Here is a 13,346-nt window from a genome sequence, read left to right on the forward strand (position 1 = left end):
TTTTGTATCACTTTGAAATAGTGTAACAAGCAAATATGAATAAACTGTTAATAAACAAAGGCAATATTTTTGCCGAGGCCATTTCTTGCCAATCGTCCATATATATAACGTGTTTCGAGCCATTTCTCCCAATCGGCATCTCATATTCCCCGCCCCATTTATGCGATAAAAAGAGCCTTCCGGTACGCCGGAAGGCAAATGAATCACAAATTATTGAATCGGTTTTAGTTTTGCTTCAATTTCAGCTCTTCGATGCTCAAGGTATGGCGGAAGAGCAATCGTTTGGCCAAGCTCATCAAGGTTTTCATCTACCATAAAGCCCGGTCCGTCGGTTGATAACTCGAACAAAATGCCGTTCGGTTCTCTAAAATAAAGCGCCTTGAAATAGTAGCGTTCAACGATGCCTGAGTTGCTGTAGCCTTCCCGGCTGATGATCCGGTGCCAGCCGGCAAGTTCTTCTTCATCTCTTACCCGGAACGCAACATGGTGGACACTCCCTTTTCCTTGGCGCTCGCGTGGAAGATCGTTTCTTTCTATTAAATGGATTTCTGTTGCAGCACCGCCTTCTCCAGATTCCAAAATAACGGCGGTTCCTTGTCCTTCGACTGATTCACGGCTGATTTCTGTAAAGCCGAGAATATTTGTCAATACGTGTAAGGTTGGATCAGCGTATGGCACAGTCAATTCAACCGGCCCTAACCCGCGAAATGAAAACTCTTCCGGAATGCAGCTCTGTTGAACAGGCAGCCCATATCCTTTGCCTTTCTCATCAGCAGTCAGCACCAAGCGCTGTCCTTCATGATCTTGGAATGCCAATATGTCGCGTCCCGCTCTTTTCGCGATGCCGCTATGCGCCACCTGATGCTCTTCAAAACGTTCTTTCCAATAATGCAGGGCTCCCGTGCTTGGAACGCGCAAACCAATAGAAGAAATACTGTTTGTACCCGCATGAAACGGCGCAATGCGGGGAATCTCGAAAAACGTCAGCTCAGTGCCCGGATTTGCCACTTCATCTCCGTAGAACAGATGATACATTGTCGGTTCATCCTGGTTGACGGATTTTTTGACGAGTTTTAATCCTAATACTTTTTTATAGAAATCCAAGTTTTTTTGTGCGTCGGCCGTTAATGCAGACACGTGGTGAATACCGTTGACTTTCATATGCTATCCCTCCAGGTTATTTTATCTCGATTTCGAGATATTATATCATAGTTGTATAGTTAGTGTTCTAATAACAAGGTATTTTATTCCCTTGTGAAAGTCAACATATCAGCTTCAACGAAGATTCGTTATTTTCACAAAAATTCACACCTCGCTCGATGCGGGAAAAACTCCTTACAAAAACACGAACTTTATATCCTTATTAACAGCAATTTATTCGTTTATAACATTTCAAATCAGGGATATCTTTCATTTTATCAGCTGTAATAATGCAAATATCGAAAATCAGAAAATTTATTTTATTTCACTTTTCTAAAATAGGGTTTACAATATGAAAAATAGATTCTTCATCATGAAGCTTCAACATCATAGGAGGTTAAGGACATGCATACTGAAGACAACGGGTTAAAAAAAGAGATAGGTCTCTTGTTTGCCCTTACTCTTGTTATCGGAACCATTATCGGTTCAGGTGTGTTTATGAAACCTGGCGCCGTTCTCGCTTATTCCGGAGATTCAAAAACAGCGCTTTTCGCTTGGCTGTTAGGCGGAATTTTAACACTGGCGGGCGGTTTGACAATCGCGGAAATTGGAACGCAGATTCCGAAAACCGGCGGGCTCTATACGTACCTAGAAGAAGTGTACGGAGAGTTTTGGGGATTTTTGTGCGGCTGGGTACAGATTATCATTTACGGTCCGGCGATTATCGGCGCGCTGGGTTTATATTTTGGATCTTTAATGGCGAATCTTTTCGGCTGGGGATCTGGCCTATCTAAAGGAATCGGAATCTTAGCCGTTCTCTTTTTATGTGTCATTAATATTATTGGTACAAAATACGGCGGCTTCGTCCAAACGCTTACAACAATTGGAAAGCTGATCCCGATTGCATGCATCATCATTTTTGGCCTTTGGAAAGGCGATCAGCACATCTTTACAGCAGTAAACGAAAGCATTTCTGATATGAACTTCGGAGCAGCCATTTTGGCTACACTGTTTGCTTACGACGGATGGATTCTTTTGGCCGCTCTCGGCGGAGAAATGAAAAATCCTGAAAAACTGCTGCCACGCGCAATGACAGGCGGATTATTAATCGTAACAGCCATCTATATTTTTATTAATTTCGCATTGCTTCACATCCTGTCAGCGAATGAAATTGTCACACTAGGCGAAAATGCGACAAGCACTGCTGCCACCATGCTCTTCGGTTCCATCGGCGGAAAACTGATCAGTATCGGTATTATTGTCAGCATCTTCGGCTGCTTAAACGGAAAGGTTCTTTCCTTCCCGCGTGTGTCCTACGCGATGGCCGAGCGCAAACAGCTTCCATTTGCAGATAAACTGTCACATGTGCATCCGACGTTCCGCACGCCATGGATTGCGATTTCCTTCCAGATTGCTGTGTCTTTGATCATGATGCTGATCAGCAACCCTGATAAGCTTTCGGAGATCTCTATTTTCATGATCTACATTTTTTATGTCATGGCCTTTTTTGCAGTATTTATCCTCCGCAAGCGAACAAAGGGAGAAAAGCGCGCCTACAGTGTCCCGCTTTACCCATTCATGCCGATTTTGGCAATCGCGGGCTCATTCTTTGTATTAGGAAGCACTCTGATTACAGATACACTGAGCTGCGGATTATCCATTCTGATCGGCCTTGCCGGACTGCCTGTTTATTACTGGATGAAAAAACGAAAGGCAAGCTGATAAAACGGTTCCCTCATTTAGGGAGCCGTTTTTTGGTGTAACAGAAGAGAAATGTTGACAGGAAAAACACAACTTTTGATATACTTTTTACGTTAAGCAGAGGGATTTTGCACATTTGGTTCGTTTTTTGTGCCGAAGCAGGCCAATATATGGACATGATTTACCGAAAAAGTCAAGGCACGTTTTTTTCGACTTTACCTGTTTTTTTTCGACAAAAGGCTATATAATAATTTGATGTGTGCATTGTCTCATTCAAACTATGGAGGGTTTTTAATGATAAGAAGAAAAAAAGATAAGTTCTCACTCCTTTTAACAGAAATCGCAAAAAATATAGACGAAACTGCCGAATATTTTGTGAACTTTAAGGTCACAAACCAAACGACGCTTAAAGAATTCGCAGATACGTTAAAAGAATATGAAACAAAAGGTGACAATCATGTTCATGTCATGATTAAAGAGCTTAACAAAGCGTTCATCACTCCTATTGAACGCGAAGATATCCTTCAGCTGACAAACAGCCTGGATGATGTGCTTGACGGTATCGAGCATTTTTCTGCCATGATGGAGATTTTCTCAATCACTTCATCAGACGAGCATATCGATAAATTCAGCGGATACATCAGAGAATGCGCGAAAGAAATTTTGATTACAATTGAGCTGCTGGCAGAAAACCGCTTAAAGGATATTCAGCCACACGCAATCAAAATTAAAGAGTACGAGCATAGCTGTGACAACCTGCACAGAAAATCATTAAAGAATCTTTTCGGAAATGAAACAGATCCGATCAAAGTGATTCAATATCGTGAAATTTACGAAACACTTGAGGAGATTGCTGACTCATGCCAAAGTGTTGCCAATAATCTTGAAACCATCATTATGAAAAACGCGTAACGAGGGATAAAAATGGATATTCTATTCATATTAACGATACTAATAGTCATTTGTGCTCTGGCGTTTGATTTCATCAACGGGTTTCACGATACCGCGAACGCCATTGCAACGTCTGTATCGACAAAAGCGCTGAAACCGCGTCATGCCATTATTATGGCGGCTGTGATGAACTTCATCGGGGCCATGACATTTACAGGTGTTGCCAAAACCATTACGAAAGACATCGTGGACCCTTATACACTGGAAAACGGCTCAGTTGTCATTTTGGCTGCGCTACTTGCCGCGATTGCCTGGAACCTGATCACATGGTACTACGGCATTCCAAGCAGTTCATCTCATGCCATCATCGGAGCTATTGCCGGTGCAGCTATTGCGGCAGCGGGTTTTGCTGCGTTAAATTATAAGGGCTTTATCAAAATCATTGAAGCACTCATTCTATCACCCATTATTGCCTTTGTTCTTGGTTTTATTCTTTACAGCATCGTTAAGGTGATTTTTAAAGACAGCAATTTGTCGAAAACGAACAAGCAATTCCGCAGAGTGCAAATTGTAACAGCTGCCCTGCAATCATATACGCACGGAACAAACGATGCGCAAAAAGCCATGGGGATTATCACAATGGCTCTCATCACAGCGAATTTACATACTTCTGCTAATGTCATTCCAACATGGGTGCAATTCGCCTGTGCGACAGCCATGGGTCTCGGCACTTCAATCGGCGGCTGGAAAATCATCAAAACGGTAGGCGGAAAGATCATGAAAATCCGTCCGGTAAACGGTGTTTCCGCTGACTTAACAGGAGCAGCCATCATATTCGGCGCCACATTTATTCATTTGCCGGTCAGCACAACCCACGTCATTTCTTCATCAATCCTTGGCGTCGGTGCGTCACACCGCGTAAAAGGCGTAAACTGGGGCACAGCTAAACGCATGCTCGTTACATGGGTCATTACGCTTCCGATTTCAGCGACACTCGGTGCCATCGCCTACTTTATTTTAAATATGATTTTTTAATGGTACACCGCTTCTGTCAAAGGAGCGGTTTTTTTGATGAAACAGGAAAACCAGCCGGATCTCTCGAATACAATAAGCAGAACCTATTTCAGATGTGAGGGATTCATGTATGCTTTTATTCTTTCAGATCATGGTCTGGTGCATCATGGCCGGATTAGGCTTGTACGTTTACGCCACGTGGCGTTTCGAAGCGAAAGTCAAAGAAAAAATGCCCGCCATCGGGAAAACATGGTACTTGCTGTTTGTTTTGGGTGCTATGATATACTGGACATATAAGCCCTCTTCCCTGTTTGACGACTGGGAACGGTATCTCATTGTCGCCGTCAGTTTCGCTTTAATTGACGCTTTCATCTTCTTAAGTGCGTACGTCAAAAAACTGGCCGGCAGCGAACTGGAAACAGACACAAGAGAAATCCTCGAAGAAAACAACGAAATGCTTCACATGTATCTCGATCGGCTGAAAACATACCAATACCTATTGAAAAACGAACCGATCCACGTTTATTATGGAAGTATAGATGCATATGCTGAAGGTATTGATAAGCTGCTGAAAACCTATGCAGATAAAATGAATGTAACGGCCTCCCTCTGTCACTATTCAACACAGGCCGACAAGGACCGATTAACTGAGCATATGGACAATCCCGCGGACGTGCAAACACGGCTCGATCGAAAAGATGTGTATTACGACCAATACGGAAAAGTGGTTCTCATCCCTTTTACCATCGAGACACAAAGCTACGTCATCAAGCTGACGTCTGACAGCATTGTCACTGAATTTGATTATTTGCTTTTCACATCATTAACGAGCATATATGATTTGGTGCTGCCAATTGAGGAGGAAGGTGAAGGATAATGGAACGCGCGTTTCAAAACGGGTGCGAGCCCAGAGCGGCAAAACCGTCAAAGATCCTGAAAAAACGTTCAACCACCAGTGTCGCAAGTTATCAAGTCAGCCCGCATACAGCAAGAATCTTCAAAGAAAACGAACGGCTGATTGACGAGTATAAACGAAAAAAAGCATGATCACACTAAAAGGACAAGGGAAAACAGCTCTTGTCCTTATTCCTTTTCTTAAAGGGCTACATATAATAAAACAAACAGAGGATATTGTCAGGTGATATAGTGAAAAAATTGGTGAGGCGTGTGAAGTTAGTTGATTACGGAAAGTTTGGCCTTTCCGGGTATTCGCTTCGGGTGAGGGAGCGCAGTGCAGGTATATTAAAAAAGTTGAAGAAGAAGAAATAAATCCCGGAAACTCCGGGATTTTTTGCTGTGATTAGCTTAATTGCGCTGCAATCTTCGCTTTAGTCGCCGGTCCGTAAATACCGTCGGCCGCTAAACCGTTAACAGACTGGAAACGCGCAATCGCATCAGCCGTTTTCGGTCCGTAAATGCCATCAATTCCGTTGTCGGCAGCTTCTTTATCAGGGTAAAAATGAAGAGCGGCCAGTGCTCGCTGCACCTGAAAGACGTGTTCCCCTGAGGTGTAAGGCGTTGTCAGTTTGATGATACCGTCCGGGAGCGGATAAAGCTCTGGTTCTTCAGCGTTCGATGGCGCACTTACAAGTAACACTTGACCGACCTGAATGAGATTCGGGTCTTCAATATGATTCCATTCTTGCAGCTGAGCAACAGTCACACCGAACGCTCTCGCTATGGAGGTAAGCGTGTCACCCTGTTTCACGACATAGGTTTGGCTGCCGCCTCCCCCAATCCCTGCTTTAAATGTATCCCACGTAGCCAACAGCCGGCGCGGACATTCCTTCCCAGACCAGTACTTATGAGGGACGACATTGGCAAGACTGATCTTGTGCTCAGCCATTAATGTTTTGATAAGCCACTGGGCATTTGCTGTTGCTTGTGCGAAATCTCCATCCGCATTTTCACAAATTTCAATCCCGATAGAAGCCCGGTTGCCGCTGCCGTTTCCGTCTCCCGCATGCCAGCCGTTTTCATTTAATGGCAAATGCTGATAAATGTCTGTATCATCAACAGTAAAATGCCAGCTTGTCGCCGTATCAGGATTTTTCAAATAGCGGGCATGCGCCTCAGCATCCGCTCCGGGTGCAGTGTTCGCTGTATTATGAACTGTAATAAAAAGCGGTGTCATGAGGTAGCCAGGACGGTTATTTGCCCCGACTGGAATAAAGTCTTGAATCACGTTCAGCATGTTCAACTCTCCTTATTTCGTCAAATTATTTTCCTTTAACAAGTCACGCTGTTTTTTCCCTTTTTCTGTTACATAGTTGTTTTTAAACCAAGCGGCTAGTGTCGTTCCAATTGTAAAAATGAGAGAGACTGCAGTATAGAGAGCGTCCGCAAGCTGATTGACCTGCTCCTCCTGAATGCCCAATGGTGATTTGCCAAACATCAGCATGGTTTGGTTAATGAATGCAACCAAAAGAAGCACCGTCCTGATGACCGTGCCTTTGTCATACGTTTTCATATTCATAATCCTCCTTTACTGCTGCAGCAGGTTGTACATAATCGCGATGGCTCCGCCAATGATCCCTGTGCATACCGCTGTAATCATGGCACCTGTGATGGTGCGTTTAATCCACGTTGTATTTTCATCAATTTTATTTAATTTCTCGTTCAGCGTCATGATCTGCTGATCTTGCCGGTCAGACACGCGTTCTAATACGGAAACCCGCTGCTCAAGCGCTTTGTGTTCACCCTTTATGTCTGTTAAATCTTGCTGAAACACATTCACATCAACTTCTTGCTGCATGACTCACTCCCCCTTTACATACGGATCACCTCCCTTCCGAGGGCCGAAATGGTTACGAAACCACAGTTCCCTTTACTGAAAGAATCCCGCCTGTGATATTGGCAATCTCCATGATAATCTCCTTAAACCCTTTAATATCAAAGGCCCACGCCTCAGCTTTCCCTAACGTACCCAAGGCAGTGGACGCATCCTCGGATTTCACGCCTCTTATCGGAAGTTTCTGCCCCGACAGCGATTTACCCCAAAACTTCACCTCACTCGTTTCCGCTGTGCCGTATACTTCAACGAGTAAATGCTCGGCACCGTTCACAAGTAAAGCAGCACCTTCGCCGGCGGAATCGGCATTTTCATGAAAGACAAAGTCAAACGTGTTGCCGGCTTTTACTTTCAGCAAGCCATCGTCTGTCTGAATCGTCGAAAAGTCAACCTGCAAAGGGGCTTTTTCACTTACTCGCACATCCATTTCTCCCGCGCCTACTGATTGATAGACTGCAAATTCCGATTGCTGAAGGTTCCCATTTACATAACGGAAGCGGTAATAGCGTTTAGACAGATATACCCAGTCCGTCTCCGTCAGGACACCAGCTGAGACATTAACTGCTGCTGTCGTTGTCCAAACATTGTTATTCTCGCTTTCTTCCACAAAGAGCGTGCCTTCGCGATCAGCATACGCCCAGCCCTTTACTTTCGAAATCAGAACGGCGCCCAGTCTGTCTTGTCCGAGCTGACTATATGCCTCAGTTGCCTTTAAGGCAGCGTTCGTTAAAATCTCCGCAACACCTGACAAATTCGAAACAGGTGTCACAAAATCATTTTTCTCTCCTCTGTAGGGCTTTACAGCTCCGGCTTTTCCAGTCTTATCGAGAGGAAATTCGTATTGATACTTCACCATCTTCATCCTCCTTTTGTTCTAAAAACAGGCAAAATAAAAAAGCCTACATGGCTTTACCGGTAATTTCTTTATACTGGTCAGGAGTAATCAGCTTTTTGTTCACACCCTCTGCCAGATCCTCAATTGAACAGTCTTGATATGCGATGGCCTGTCTCACCATCTCCGTTGTCGCCCACTCAAAATGCAAGGCAAGCACCCAATAATTCATTCGGCATGATCTCCTTTCAAGGAAAGTAATGAAAGCTTGATATCTGACAGCTCGCTCCCCAATGTTTTGTTCAACTCTTCAAGCTGCTTGCGAGCCAGCTTTTCCTGCGACAATGCCTGAGCAAGAAACTCAATCTGATTAGGCGGATCGTACGGCGGATTTTTTCGTGATTCCTCCCACCAGGATTCGAGTTCTTTTTGCGTTGGGATGGGGGTGCGCAGGTTCCATTCAGCTATATAAGACCCTTCCCCGTCATTTTGAACGATAAAATCTTTTGTTGGATCTGTATTGGGATATTTATACATGATTGCTTCTGCGATCATCATTTTTCCTCCTATACTTATACTGTAGGATAGTTAAGCCCTCCAATTTCTTGAATGTTTATAAAATTGTATGCCTCGTTATAATCGGATACACCTCTTCTATCACTACCACCATAGTTGCAATAGCAATAGATCTCTATATAATCACCTTTGTTCATAGGAACAGTTACATAACCATTTAAGCCAAGGTACATTTCATTTTGCTTATCAACAAAATCCCCTCTCTTATGGTCAACCGGTTTATACAATGATCCATTTAGATAGAGTTTCAAATGAAAATTGATGTATGCCGGTGTATTTATCATATACAGCCCAACTCCTACTAAAAACATTCCATCATTAGGAGCAACGAATCTACTATTTTTTGTATCAAAAGCATTGTGACTGTCTTTAATTTTCCGATTAAACTGAATCTTTGTATGGGCTGCTTTATCCAAATACTGAATACCCGTAGTTCCTATATTCGCATGTGCAAACCCAGAAATTTTATGCCAAGCTGTCCAGCCGGAACCAGTCCACCAGTGCCGTATCCATGTTCCAGTACTATGAATGTAACTGTCAGATTCATTTCCAGTCCCATAAAAATATTGAGTAAATCTATAATCATGATATTTCTCATTTTTTACGATTCCGTAACCAAATGGATAACCCGTAGTATTTCCTTGACCAACATCCATTAGTGTTAGCCCTCGGGGATATTCATTTCCTCCAGTTCTTGCGTCTTGAATTGCATTAGAGCCTGTAAGTATCGTTAAATTTTGATTTGTATAATTTGTATCAACATAGTTTTTAGCATCAGCTAAGGCTTTATCTGCTTTACTTTGTGAACCTTCTGATGTTTCTAACACATACCAATCAGAATAATCAGTACTATTAACAGCTACCCTCGTATAAAGAGTTTTCGTAGAGATGCTAAACCAATCTTGGCGTGTAGCCCATTTATTTGCAGAAGGATAGATAATTAGTAAACCTGTTCTGTTATCATTGCTCGGAAATTGATTTTGCAAAACTGGATTAGCTACCATGTAATTAGTGTCTAAGCGATAAGTGCCCGGCGGCAGGCTCAGATCATTCGCATCGGTTATTGAATTTAATGGTCTAGTAATAAAGGCTGTACTGTTCGTATAATTTCTTGATTGGTTCAAAGCAGTATCAGCTTTTTTTTGCGCACCATCAGGCGTTTCCTGCTTAACATTTTCAACATTTCCGAGACCCACTTGCTGCTTAGTAACTGAATGTGGATTAGTTTTATCATTATTATGAATATCTAATCCAGATTGTACTTTATCCACAATATCCGTTGTTGCAATTTGTTTCCAGCCTCTAAACTCACCGTTTGTGTGAACCATTCCAATCCACATTGTAATTCCCCAACTCTGATAAGCTACTATCGTTTTCCTTCCTGCAACACCTTCTATGATATCGTAGTTATACCAAGATGCATCTCCTTCCACCGGATTGTTTACGACTGATTTACCAACCCCATAATAAAATCCAGTAGGTAGCGTTAAGATATCAGTACTTTCTGGGATTAGTGTTCTTTTACCATCATCTCCAGTAAGTTTAATTAGTTGTGCAGCATTCCATTTATTTCTTTCATTATCAGATATATGAGACTTAGTATTACTTACATGAGCATCAAAATCTGTTTGCGAAGCTTGTTTCACATTTTCTACATTTCCAAGTCCAATTTGTGCTTTTGTTACTTGGTTAGGGTTATCCCTCCGTGCAGCAAAACTGTCTGTATAGGCTTTGGCATTTGCTTCTGCTTGAGCTGCTTTAACCTGAGCTCCAACTGGTGTTTCTTTCGCATTCCATTCACCACGTTCTGCTGATGTAATATGGCGCACCTGATCTTGCTCATGCTTGTCAAAATCCTTCTTCGCCGCCTGCTGCACGTTTTCCACATTCCCCAGCCCGACTTGCGCCTTTGTTGTGTTGTGGGGGTTGTTCATGTCGTTTTTGTGGGCTGCCAGGTCTGTGTGGGCGTCTTTTATGCCTTTTTCCCAGCGGTTGACGTCATCTTCGTTGATTGGATCATCCGGGAGCCAGTCTGTTTTTTCTTCGTATGCCATGGTTACACCACCTCAAAAGTAAATCTGAAATCGAGTGTTCTGTTTTCGCTGACGTCCAGGTCTGTTTTTCTCTCTGTGATCACGTTGCCCAGTTCGTCAAAAATTTGCACCGTTTCGATATGTTTGATGTCTTCCTCACGTTTTGTCAGAACGGTGACTGTCGCTCCGTCAATGGTGAGTTCTACTATTTCTGTTTTTTGTCCGTTCAGCAGCACGTGATCAATTCTGCTTTTTAAATCTGCCGCTGTACGTTCTCTGTATATGGTTGAAATCAAGTTAAAACCACCTCATTGTTGTTAAGGGTGACCGAATAACCGACCTTCAGCTCACTGGCTGTTCGGTATCTGCGGTTATTCAGGATGACTGTGTCTTTGATTTGTAGCGTCTCGTTCAATCCGCCTCTGAGCGTATACGCCAAATGAGCGGGCTTCATGTTTTCTATCGCTTCAATCAGCTCATTCATGTGCTGAAGGTCATCAACATTGATATCCACATTAAATCGGTATTCGCCGGGCAGCAGGCGGACCTGTGCAGAGGGGTTCTTCAAGAAACGATTCACCGCCTGCTCAATGGCCTTGTAGGTGATTGGCGGAATGTTCGACATTTTTGAAATGAGACGCAGTCGCCTGATCTCATCCGTATCGCCTGATTCCCGCGGGACGTTTAAAATCTTTTCCCAGCGGCTGAGCCCCCATGTCGCTGTCGGCACAAATAGCTGATCAGTCAGATCAAAGATGCTGTGATTCTGTTGATCAAACTCAGGCGCCTCCGCTTTCAACAGCTCAGCCATTTCTTTCAGGCTGGTGAGAAACGGCGGCAGATACGCTGTCATGTCATCTTGTTTGCTCAATGATGTTCACCTGCCCAAGCTTCGGAATTTCCACGTCGCTCAGCACGAGATTTTCCGAGGTTCCATTGATTTTAATATTGGAATAATCACTGACTGACGGTGAATTATAGACGATATTGTTAATTTGAGAAAGGCGGATGACGTTCTCTTCAAACGCCATTTTCTTAAAGAGGTTTAAAACCCCCTCTTTGATTTCCGACTTTACTTCTTCAATTGAGTGATTGATCTCAGGCAGCACTTCGGCAGAAATCTCAACTTCCTTCCAGACCGCGCTTTCGACTGTGACATAGGCTCCAATTGGCGCCTGTCCCTCACCCTGTCCCGGTTCAGGATCAATATAATCTTTCACTTTTTGTATCAAGATATCGGAAGCGGGCTCAAGATTCACATTCGTGACGACGATTTTGACCGTGCCCTCTCCCTTCCAAAGCGGAAAGATCTTTGCTTTCCCAATACCGTCCACCTCTTCAGCCCACTCTTTATAGTGCATTTTGTTAGCGCTGACAGCCTCGCGCCGAACTCTTGTAAAATACCGTTCTCTTAGGCTGTCGTCTCCTTCTTCCTCTCGACCCGGGATTAGGATTTCTTTAACAATGGCTGTCTCTAATCCGGGAATGGTATCCAGCGACAATAAATTGCGTCCAGTCAGATTGGCGTTTCCCGCTTCACCAGGTGTTTCACAGATGAGCGTTCCATCTGCCGTATATTGAAAATAAAGATGATCCACATAAAAGCGGGAGCCCACAGGAATGGTAACGCCAGACGTAAACTCTCCCGCTCTGACCGCCTTTGTCGCGGCTGTCCGTTCAATCCCCGCTTCCGCTGCGCGCCGGTCTAAAAATTCGCCTTGGGCGGTATCAGAAAAGACCAGCTCGAGCACGGTGTCCAGCCATATATACGACTTCGCAAGCTCGGCTGCCGCCGGAGCTAACGCATTATAGATAACGCTTCCTTCTCTTGTGTCAATATCTGCGGAAATGCTGTTCAGCATGCGTTCCATAATATTTTCAAAAGTCTGCTCCTCAAACATCTGCACCAATCACCTCCTCAATCTCAAGCGCCCCTTCATCTGTCTCCACCACAAAGGAAACATGAAACGCATCACCTTGTTTTTCTATCTCAAAATTTGTTACAGCAGATATCCGGTCGTCATAAACCAGTGCCTCTTCAATTAGCCTCGGAATCTCCATTTTTTTATAGGCATCTGTCGTTTCATGGTCTGTCAGCACGTCCTGAAGCTCATTTCCGACATTATGGCTGTACACCGAATACGAATAGCGTTCTGTTTGTAAGGCGATATACACGAATTGTCTGATCGCTTCAAGCCCGGTAATCAGTTCATTTGTAATTCTTCCGTTTACAAAATCTATTTTGTATGTTTGCGAGGTTTCAATGACGTCACTTTCATCCTCAAAATCCTCAAACTCCATTTCTGGTGTCAGGGCCATGCCGCCCACTCCTTTATGACAAGCTAAATAAAAACCCCTTCGTATGGAA

The 13,346-nt window shown here is 43.7% G+C and carries 19 protein-coding genes; 6 read left to right on the forward strand and 13 right to left on the reverse strand.

The window, feature by feature from the left end:
* Positions 1-7: 7 nt before the first annotated feature.
* Positions 8-139, reverse strand: a complete 132-nt coding sequence (locus BV11031_RS11615) for a hypothetical protein (RefSeq protein ID WP_128568251.1) — start codon at positions 137-139, stop codon at positions 8-10.
* 71 nt (positions 140-210) lie between these two features.
* Positions 211-1,161: a ring-cleaving dioxygenase gene (locus tag BV11031_RS11620; RefSeq protein WP_010330438.1), complete on the reverse strand. Its 951-nt coding sequence runs from the start codon at positions 1,159-1,161 to the stop codon at positions 211-213.
* A 384-nt stretch (positions 1,162-1,545) separates the two neighbouring features.
* Here BV11031_RS11620 and steT point away from each other — a divergent pair, with 384 nt between their 5' ends.
* The 6 genes from steT (at position 1,546) to spoIISC (ending at position 6,015) form a co-directional block, all read left to right on the forward strand.
* Positions 1,546-2,862 carry a serine/threonine exchanger gene (steT, locus tag BV11031_RS11625; RefSeq protein ID WP_010330437.1) on the forward strand — a complete coding sequence of 439 codons (1,317 nt, stop codon included), beginning with the start codon at positions 1,546-1,548 and terminating at the stop codon, positions 2,860-2,862.
* Between the two features lie 273 nt (positions 2,863-3,135).
* Positions 3,136-3,753 (forward strand): DUF47 domain-containing protein, encoded by a 618-nt coding sequence (locus BV11031_RS11630; protein ID WP_003218470.1) that lies wholly within the window; start codon positions 3,136-3,138, stop codon positions 3,751-3,753.
* Between the two features lie 12 nt (positions 3,754-3,765).
* Complete coding sequence (locus BV11031_RS11635; RefSeq protein ID WP_010330436.1) at positions 3,766-4,767, forward strand: inorganic phosphate transporter; 1,002 nt, start codon at positions 3,766-3,768, stop codon at positions 4,765-4,767.
* Positions 4,768-4,876: 109 nt separating this feature from the next.
* Positions 4,877-5,623 carry a toxin-antitoxin-antitoxin system toxin SpoIISA gene (spoIISA, locus tag BV11031_RS11640; RefSeq protein ID WP_010330435.1) on the forward strand — a complete coding sequence of 249 codons (747 nt, stop codon included), beginning with the start codon at positions 4,877-4,879 and terminating at the stop codon, positions 5,621-5,623.
* Positions 5,623-5,793 carry a three component toxin-antitoxin-antitoxin system antitoxin SpoIISB gene (gene spoIISB / locus BV11031_RS11645; RefSeq protein WP_010330434.1) on the forward strand — a complete coding sequence of 57 codons (171 nt, stop codon included), beginning with the start codon at positions 5,623-5,625 and terminating at the stop codon, positions 5,791-5,793. Before spoIISA ends, spoIISB begins: the two co-directional genes overlap by 1 nt.
* An 84-nt stretch (positions 5,794-5,877) precedes the next feature.
* Entirely contained in the window at positions 5,878-6,015 is a 138-nt protein-coding gene (gene spoIISC, locus BV11031_RS11650; protein ID WP_121642401.1) for a three component toxin-antitoxin-antitoxin system antitoxin SpoIISC, read from the forward strand.
* 31 nt (positions 6,016-6,046) lie between these two features.
* Here the strand turns inward: spoIISC and BV11031_RS11655 are convergent, their stop codons facing one another.
* The 11 genes from BV11031_RS11655 to BV11031_RS11705 are packed head-to-tail and all read right to left on the reverse strand — an operon-like array spanning position 6,047 to position 13,297.
* Complete coding sequence (locus BV11031_RS11655; RefSeq protein WP_010330433.1) at positions 6,047-6,940, reverse strand: N-acetylmuramoyl-L-alanine amidase; 894 nt, start codon at positions 6,938-6,940, stop codon at positions 6,047-6,049.
* A gap of 12 nt (positions 6,941-6,952) precedes the next feature.
* Positions 6,953-7,216, reverse strand: coding sequence for a phage holin (locus BV11031_RS11660; RefSeq protein ID WP_010330432.1), 264 nt, complete (start codon positions 7,214-7,216; stop codon positions 6,953-6,955).
* Positions 7,217-7,231: 15 nt separating this feature from the next.
* Positions 7,232-7,501: a hemolysin XhlA family protein gene (locus BV11031_RS11665; RefSeq protein ID WP_010330431.1), complete on the reverse strand. Its 270-nt coding sequence runs from the start codon at positions 7,499-7,501 to the stop codon at positions 7,232-7,234.
* A 52-nt stretch (positions 7,502-7,553) separates the two neighbouring features.
* On the reverse strand, positions 7,554-8,393 hold the full coding sequence (xepA, locus tag BV11031_RS11670; protein ID WP_010330430.1) for a phage-like element PBSX protein XepA: 840 nt from the start codon (positions 8,391-8,393) through the stop codon (positions 7,554-7,556).
* Positions 8,394-8,436: 43 nt separating this feature from the next.
* A complete protein-coding gene (locus BV11031_RS11675) occupies positions 8,437-8,601 on the reverse strand; it encodes an XkdX family protein (RefSeq protein ID WP_010330429.1) in 165 nt (54 codons plus the stop codon).
* On the reverse strand, positions 8,598-8,927 hold the full coding sequence (locus BV11031_RS11680) for an XkdW family protein (protein WP_010330428.1): 330 nt from the start codon (positions 8,925-8,927) through the stop codon (positions 8,598-8,600). Before BV11031_RS11680 ends, BV11031_RS11675 begins: the two co-directional genes overlap by 4 nt.
* Positions 8,928-8,941: 14 nt before the next feature.
* Entirely contained in the window at positions 8,942-10,999 is a 2,058-nt protein-coding gene (locus BV11031_RS11685; RefSeq protein ID WP_026014528.1) for a hypothetical protein, read from the reverse strand.
* 2 nt (positions 11,000-11,001) lie between these two features.
* Positions 11,002-11,274, reverse strand: a complete 273-nt coding sequence (locus tag BV11031_RS11690; protein WP_010330427.1) for a hypothetical protein — start codon at positions 11,272-11,274, stop codon at positions 11,002-11,004.
* On the reverse strand, positions 11,271-11,849 hold the full coding sequence (locus BV11031_RS11695; RefSeq protein WP_010330426.1) for a YmfQ family protein: 579 nt from the start codon (positions 11,847-11,849) through the stop codon (positions 11,271-11,273). The genes BV11031_RS11690 and BV11031_RS11695 overlap by 4 nt, the downstream gene beginning before the upstream one ends.
* Positions 11,833-12,879, reverse strand: a complete 1,047-nt coding sequence (locus BV11031_RS11700) for a baseplate J/gp47 family protein (RefSeq protein WP_010330425.1) — start codon at positions 12,877-12,879, stop codon at positions 11,833-11,835. The genes BV11031_RS11695 and BV11031_RS11700 overlap by 17 nt, the downstream gene beginning before the upstream one ends.
* On the reverse strand, positions 12,872-13,297 hold the full coding sequence (locus BV11031_RS11705; RefSeq protein WP_010330424.1) for a DUF2634 domain-containing protein: 426 nt from the start codon (positions 13,295-13,297) through the stop codon (positions 12,872-12,874). The genes BV11031_RS11700 and BV11031_RS11705 overlap by 8 nt, the downstream gene beginning before the upstream one ends.
* Positions 13,298-13,346: the final 49 nt, after the last annotated feature.

The organism is Bacillus vallismortis, assembly GCF_004116955.1.
Classification (GTDB): domain Bacteria; phylum Bacillota; class Bacilli; order Bacillales; family Bacillaceae; genus Bacillus; species Bacillus vallismortis.

Coding starts and splice junctions, on each gene's coding strand:
- BV11031_RS11615 (WP_128568251.1), bottom strand. CDS start 139: ATGCCGATTGGGAGAAATGGCTCGAAACACGTTATATATATGGACGAT.
- BV11031_RS11620 (WP_010330438.1), bottom strand. CDS start 1,161: ATGAAAGTCAACGGTATTCACCACGTGTCTGCATTAACGGCCGACGCA.
- steT (WP_010330437.1), top strand. CDS start 1,546: ATGCATACTGAAGACAACGGGTTAAAAAAAGAGATAGGTCTCTTGTTT.
- BV11031_RS11630 (WP_003218470.1), top strand. CDS start 3,136: ATGATAAGAAGAAAAAAAGATAAGTTCTCACTCCTTTTAACAGAAATC.
- BV11031_RS11635 (WP_010330436.1), top strand. CDS start 3,766: ATGGATATTCTATTCATATTAACGATACTAATAGTCATTTGTGCTCTG.
- spoIISA (WP_010330435.1), top strand. CDS start 4,877: ATGCTTTTATTCTTTCAGATCATGGTCTGGTGCATCATGGCCGGATTA.
- spoIISB (WP_010330434.1), top strand. CDS start 5,623: ATGGAACGCGCGTTTCAAAACGGGTGCGAGCCCAGAGCGGCAAAACCG.
- BV11031_RS11655 (WP_010330433.1), bottom strand. CDS start 6,940: ATGCTGAACGTGATTCAAGACTTTATTCCAGTCGGGGCAAATAACCGT.
- BV11031_RS11660 (WP_010330432.1), bottom strand. CDS start 7,216: ATGAAAACGTATGACAAAGGCACGGTCATCAGGACGGTGCTTCTTTTG.
- BV11031_RS11665 (WP_010330431.1), bottom strand. CDS start 7,501: ATGCAGCAAGAAGTTGATGTGAATGTGTTTCAGCAAGATTTAACAGAC.
- xepA (WP_010330430.1), bottom strand. CDS start 8,393: ATGGTGAAGTATCAATACGAATTTCCTCTCGATAAGACTGGAAAAGCC.
- BV11031_RS11675 (WP_010330429.1), bottom strand. CDS start 8,601: ATGAATTATTGGGTGCTTGCCTTGCATTTTGAGTGGGCGACAACGGAG.
- BV11031_RS11680 (WP_010330428.1), bottom strand. CDS start 8,927: ATGATGATCGCAGAAGCAATCATGTATAAATATCCCAATACAGATCCA.
- BV11031_RS11685 (WP_026014528.1), bottom strand. CDS start 10,999: ATGGCATACGAAGAAAAAACAGACTGGCTCCCGGATGATCCAATCAAC.
- BV11031_RS11700 (WP_010330425.1), bottom strand. CDS start 12,879: ATGTTTGAGGAGCAGACTTTTGAAAATATTATGGAACGCATGCTGAAC.
- BV11031_RS11705 (WP_010330424.1), bottom strand. CDS start 13,297: ATGGCCCTGACACCAGAAATGGAGTTTGAGGATTTTGAGGATGAAAGT.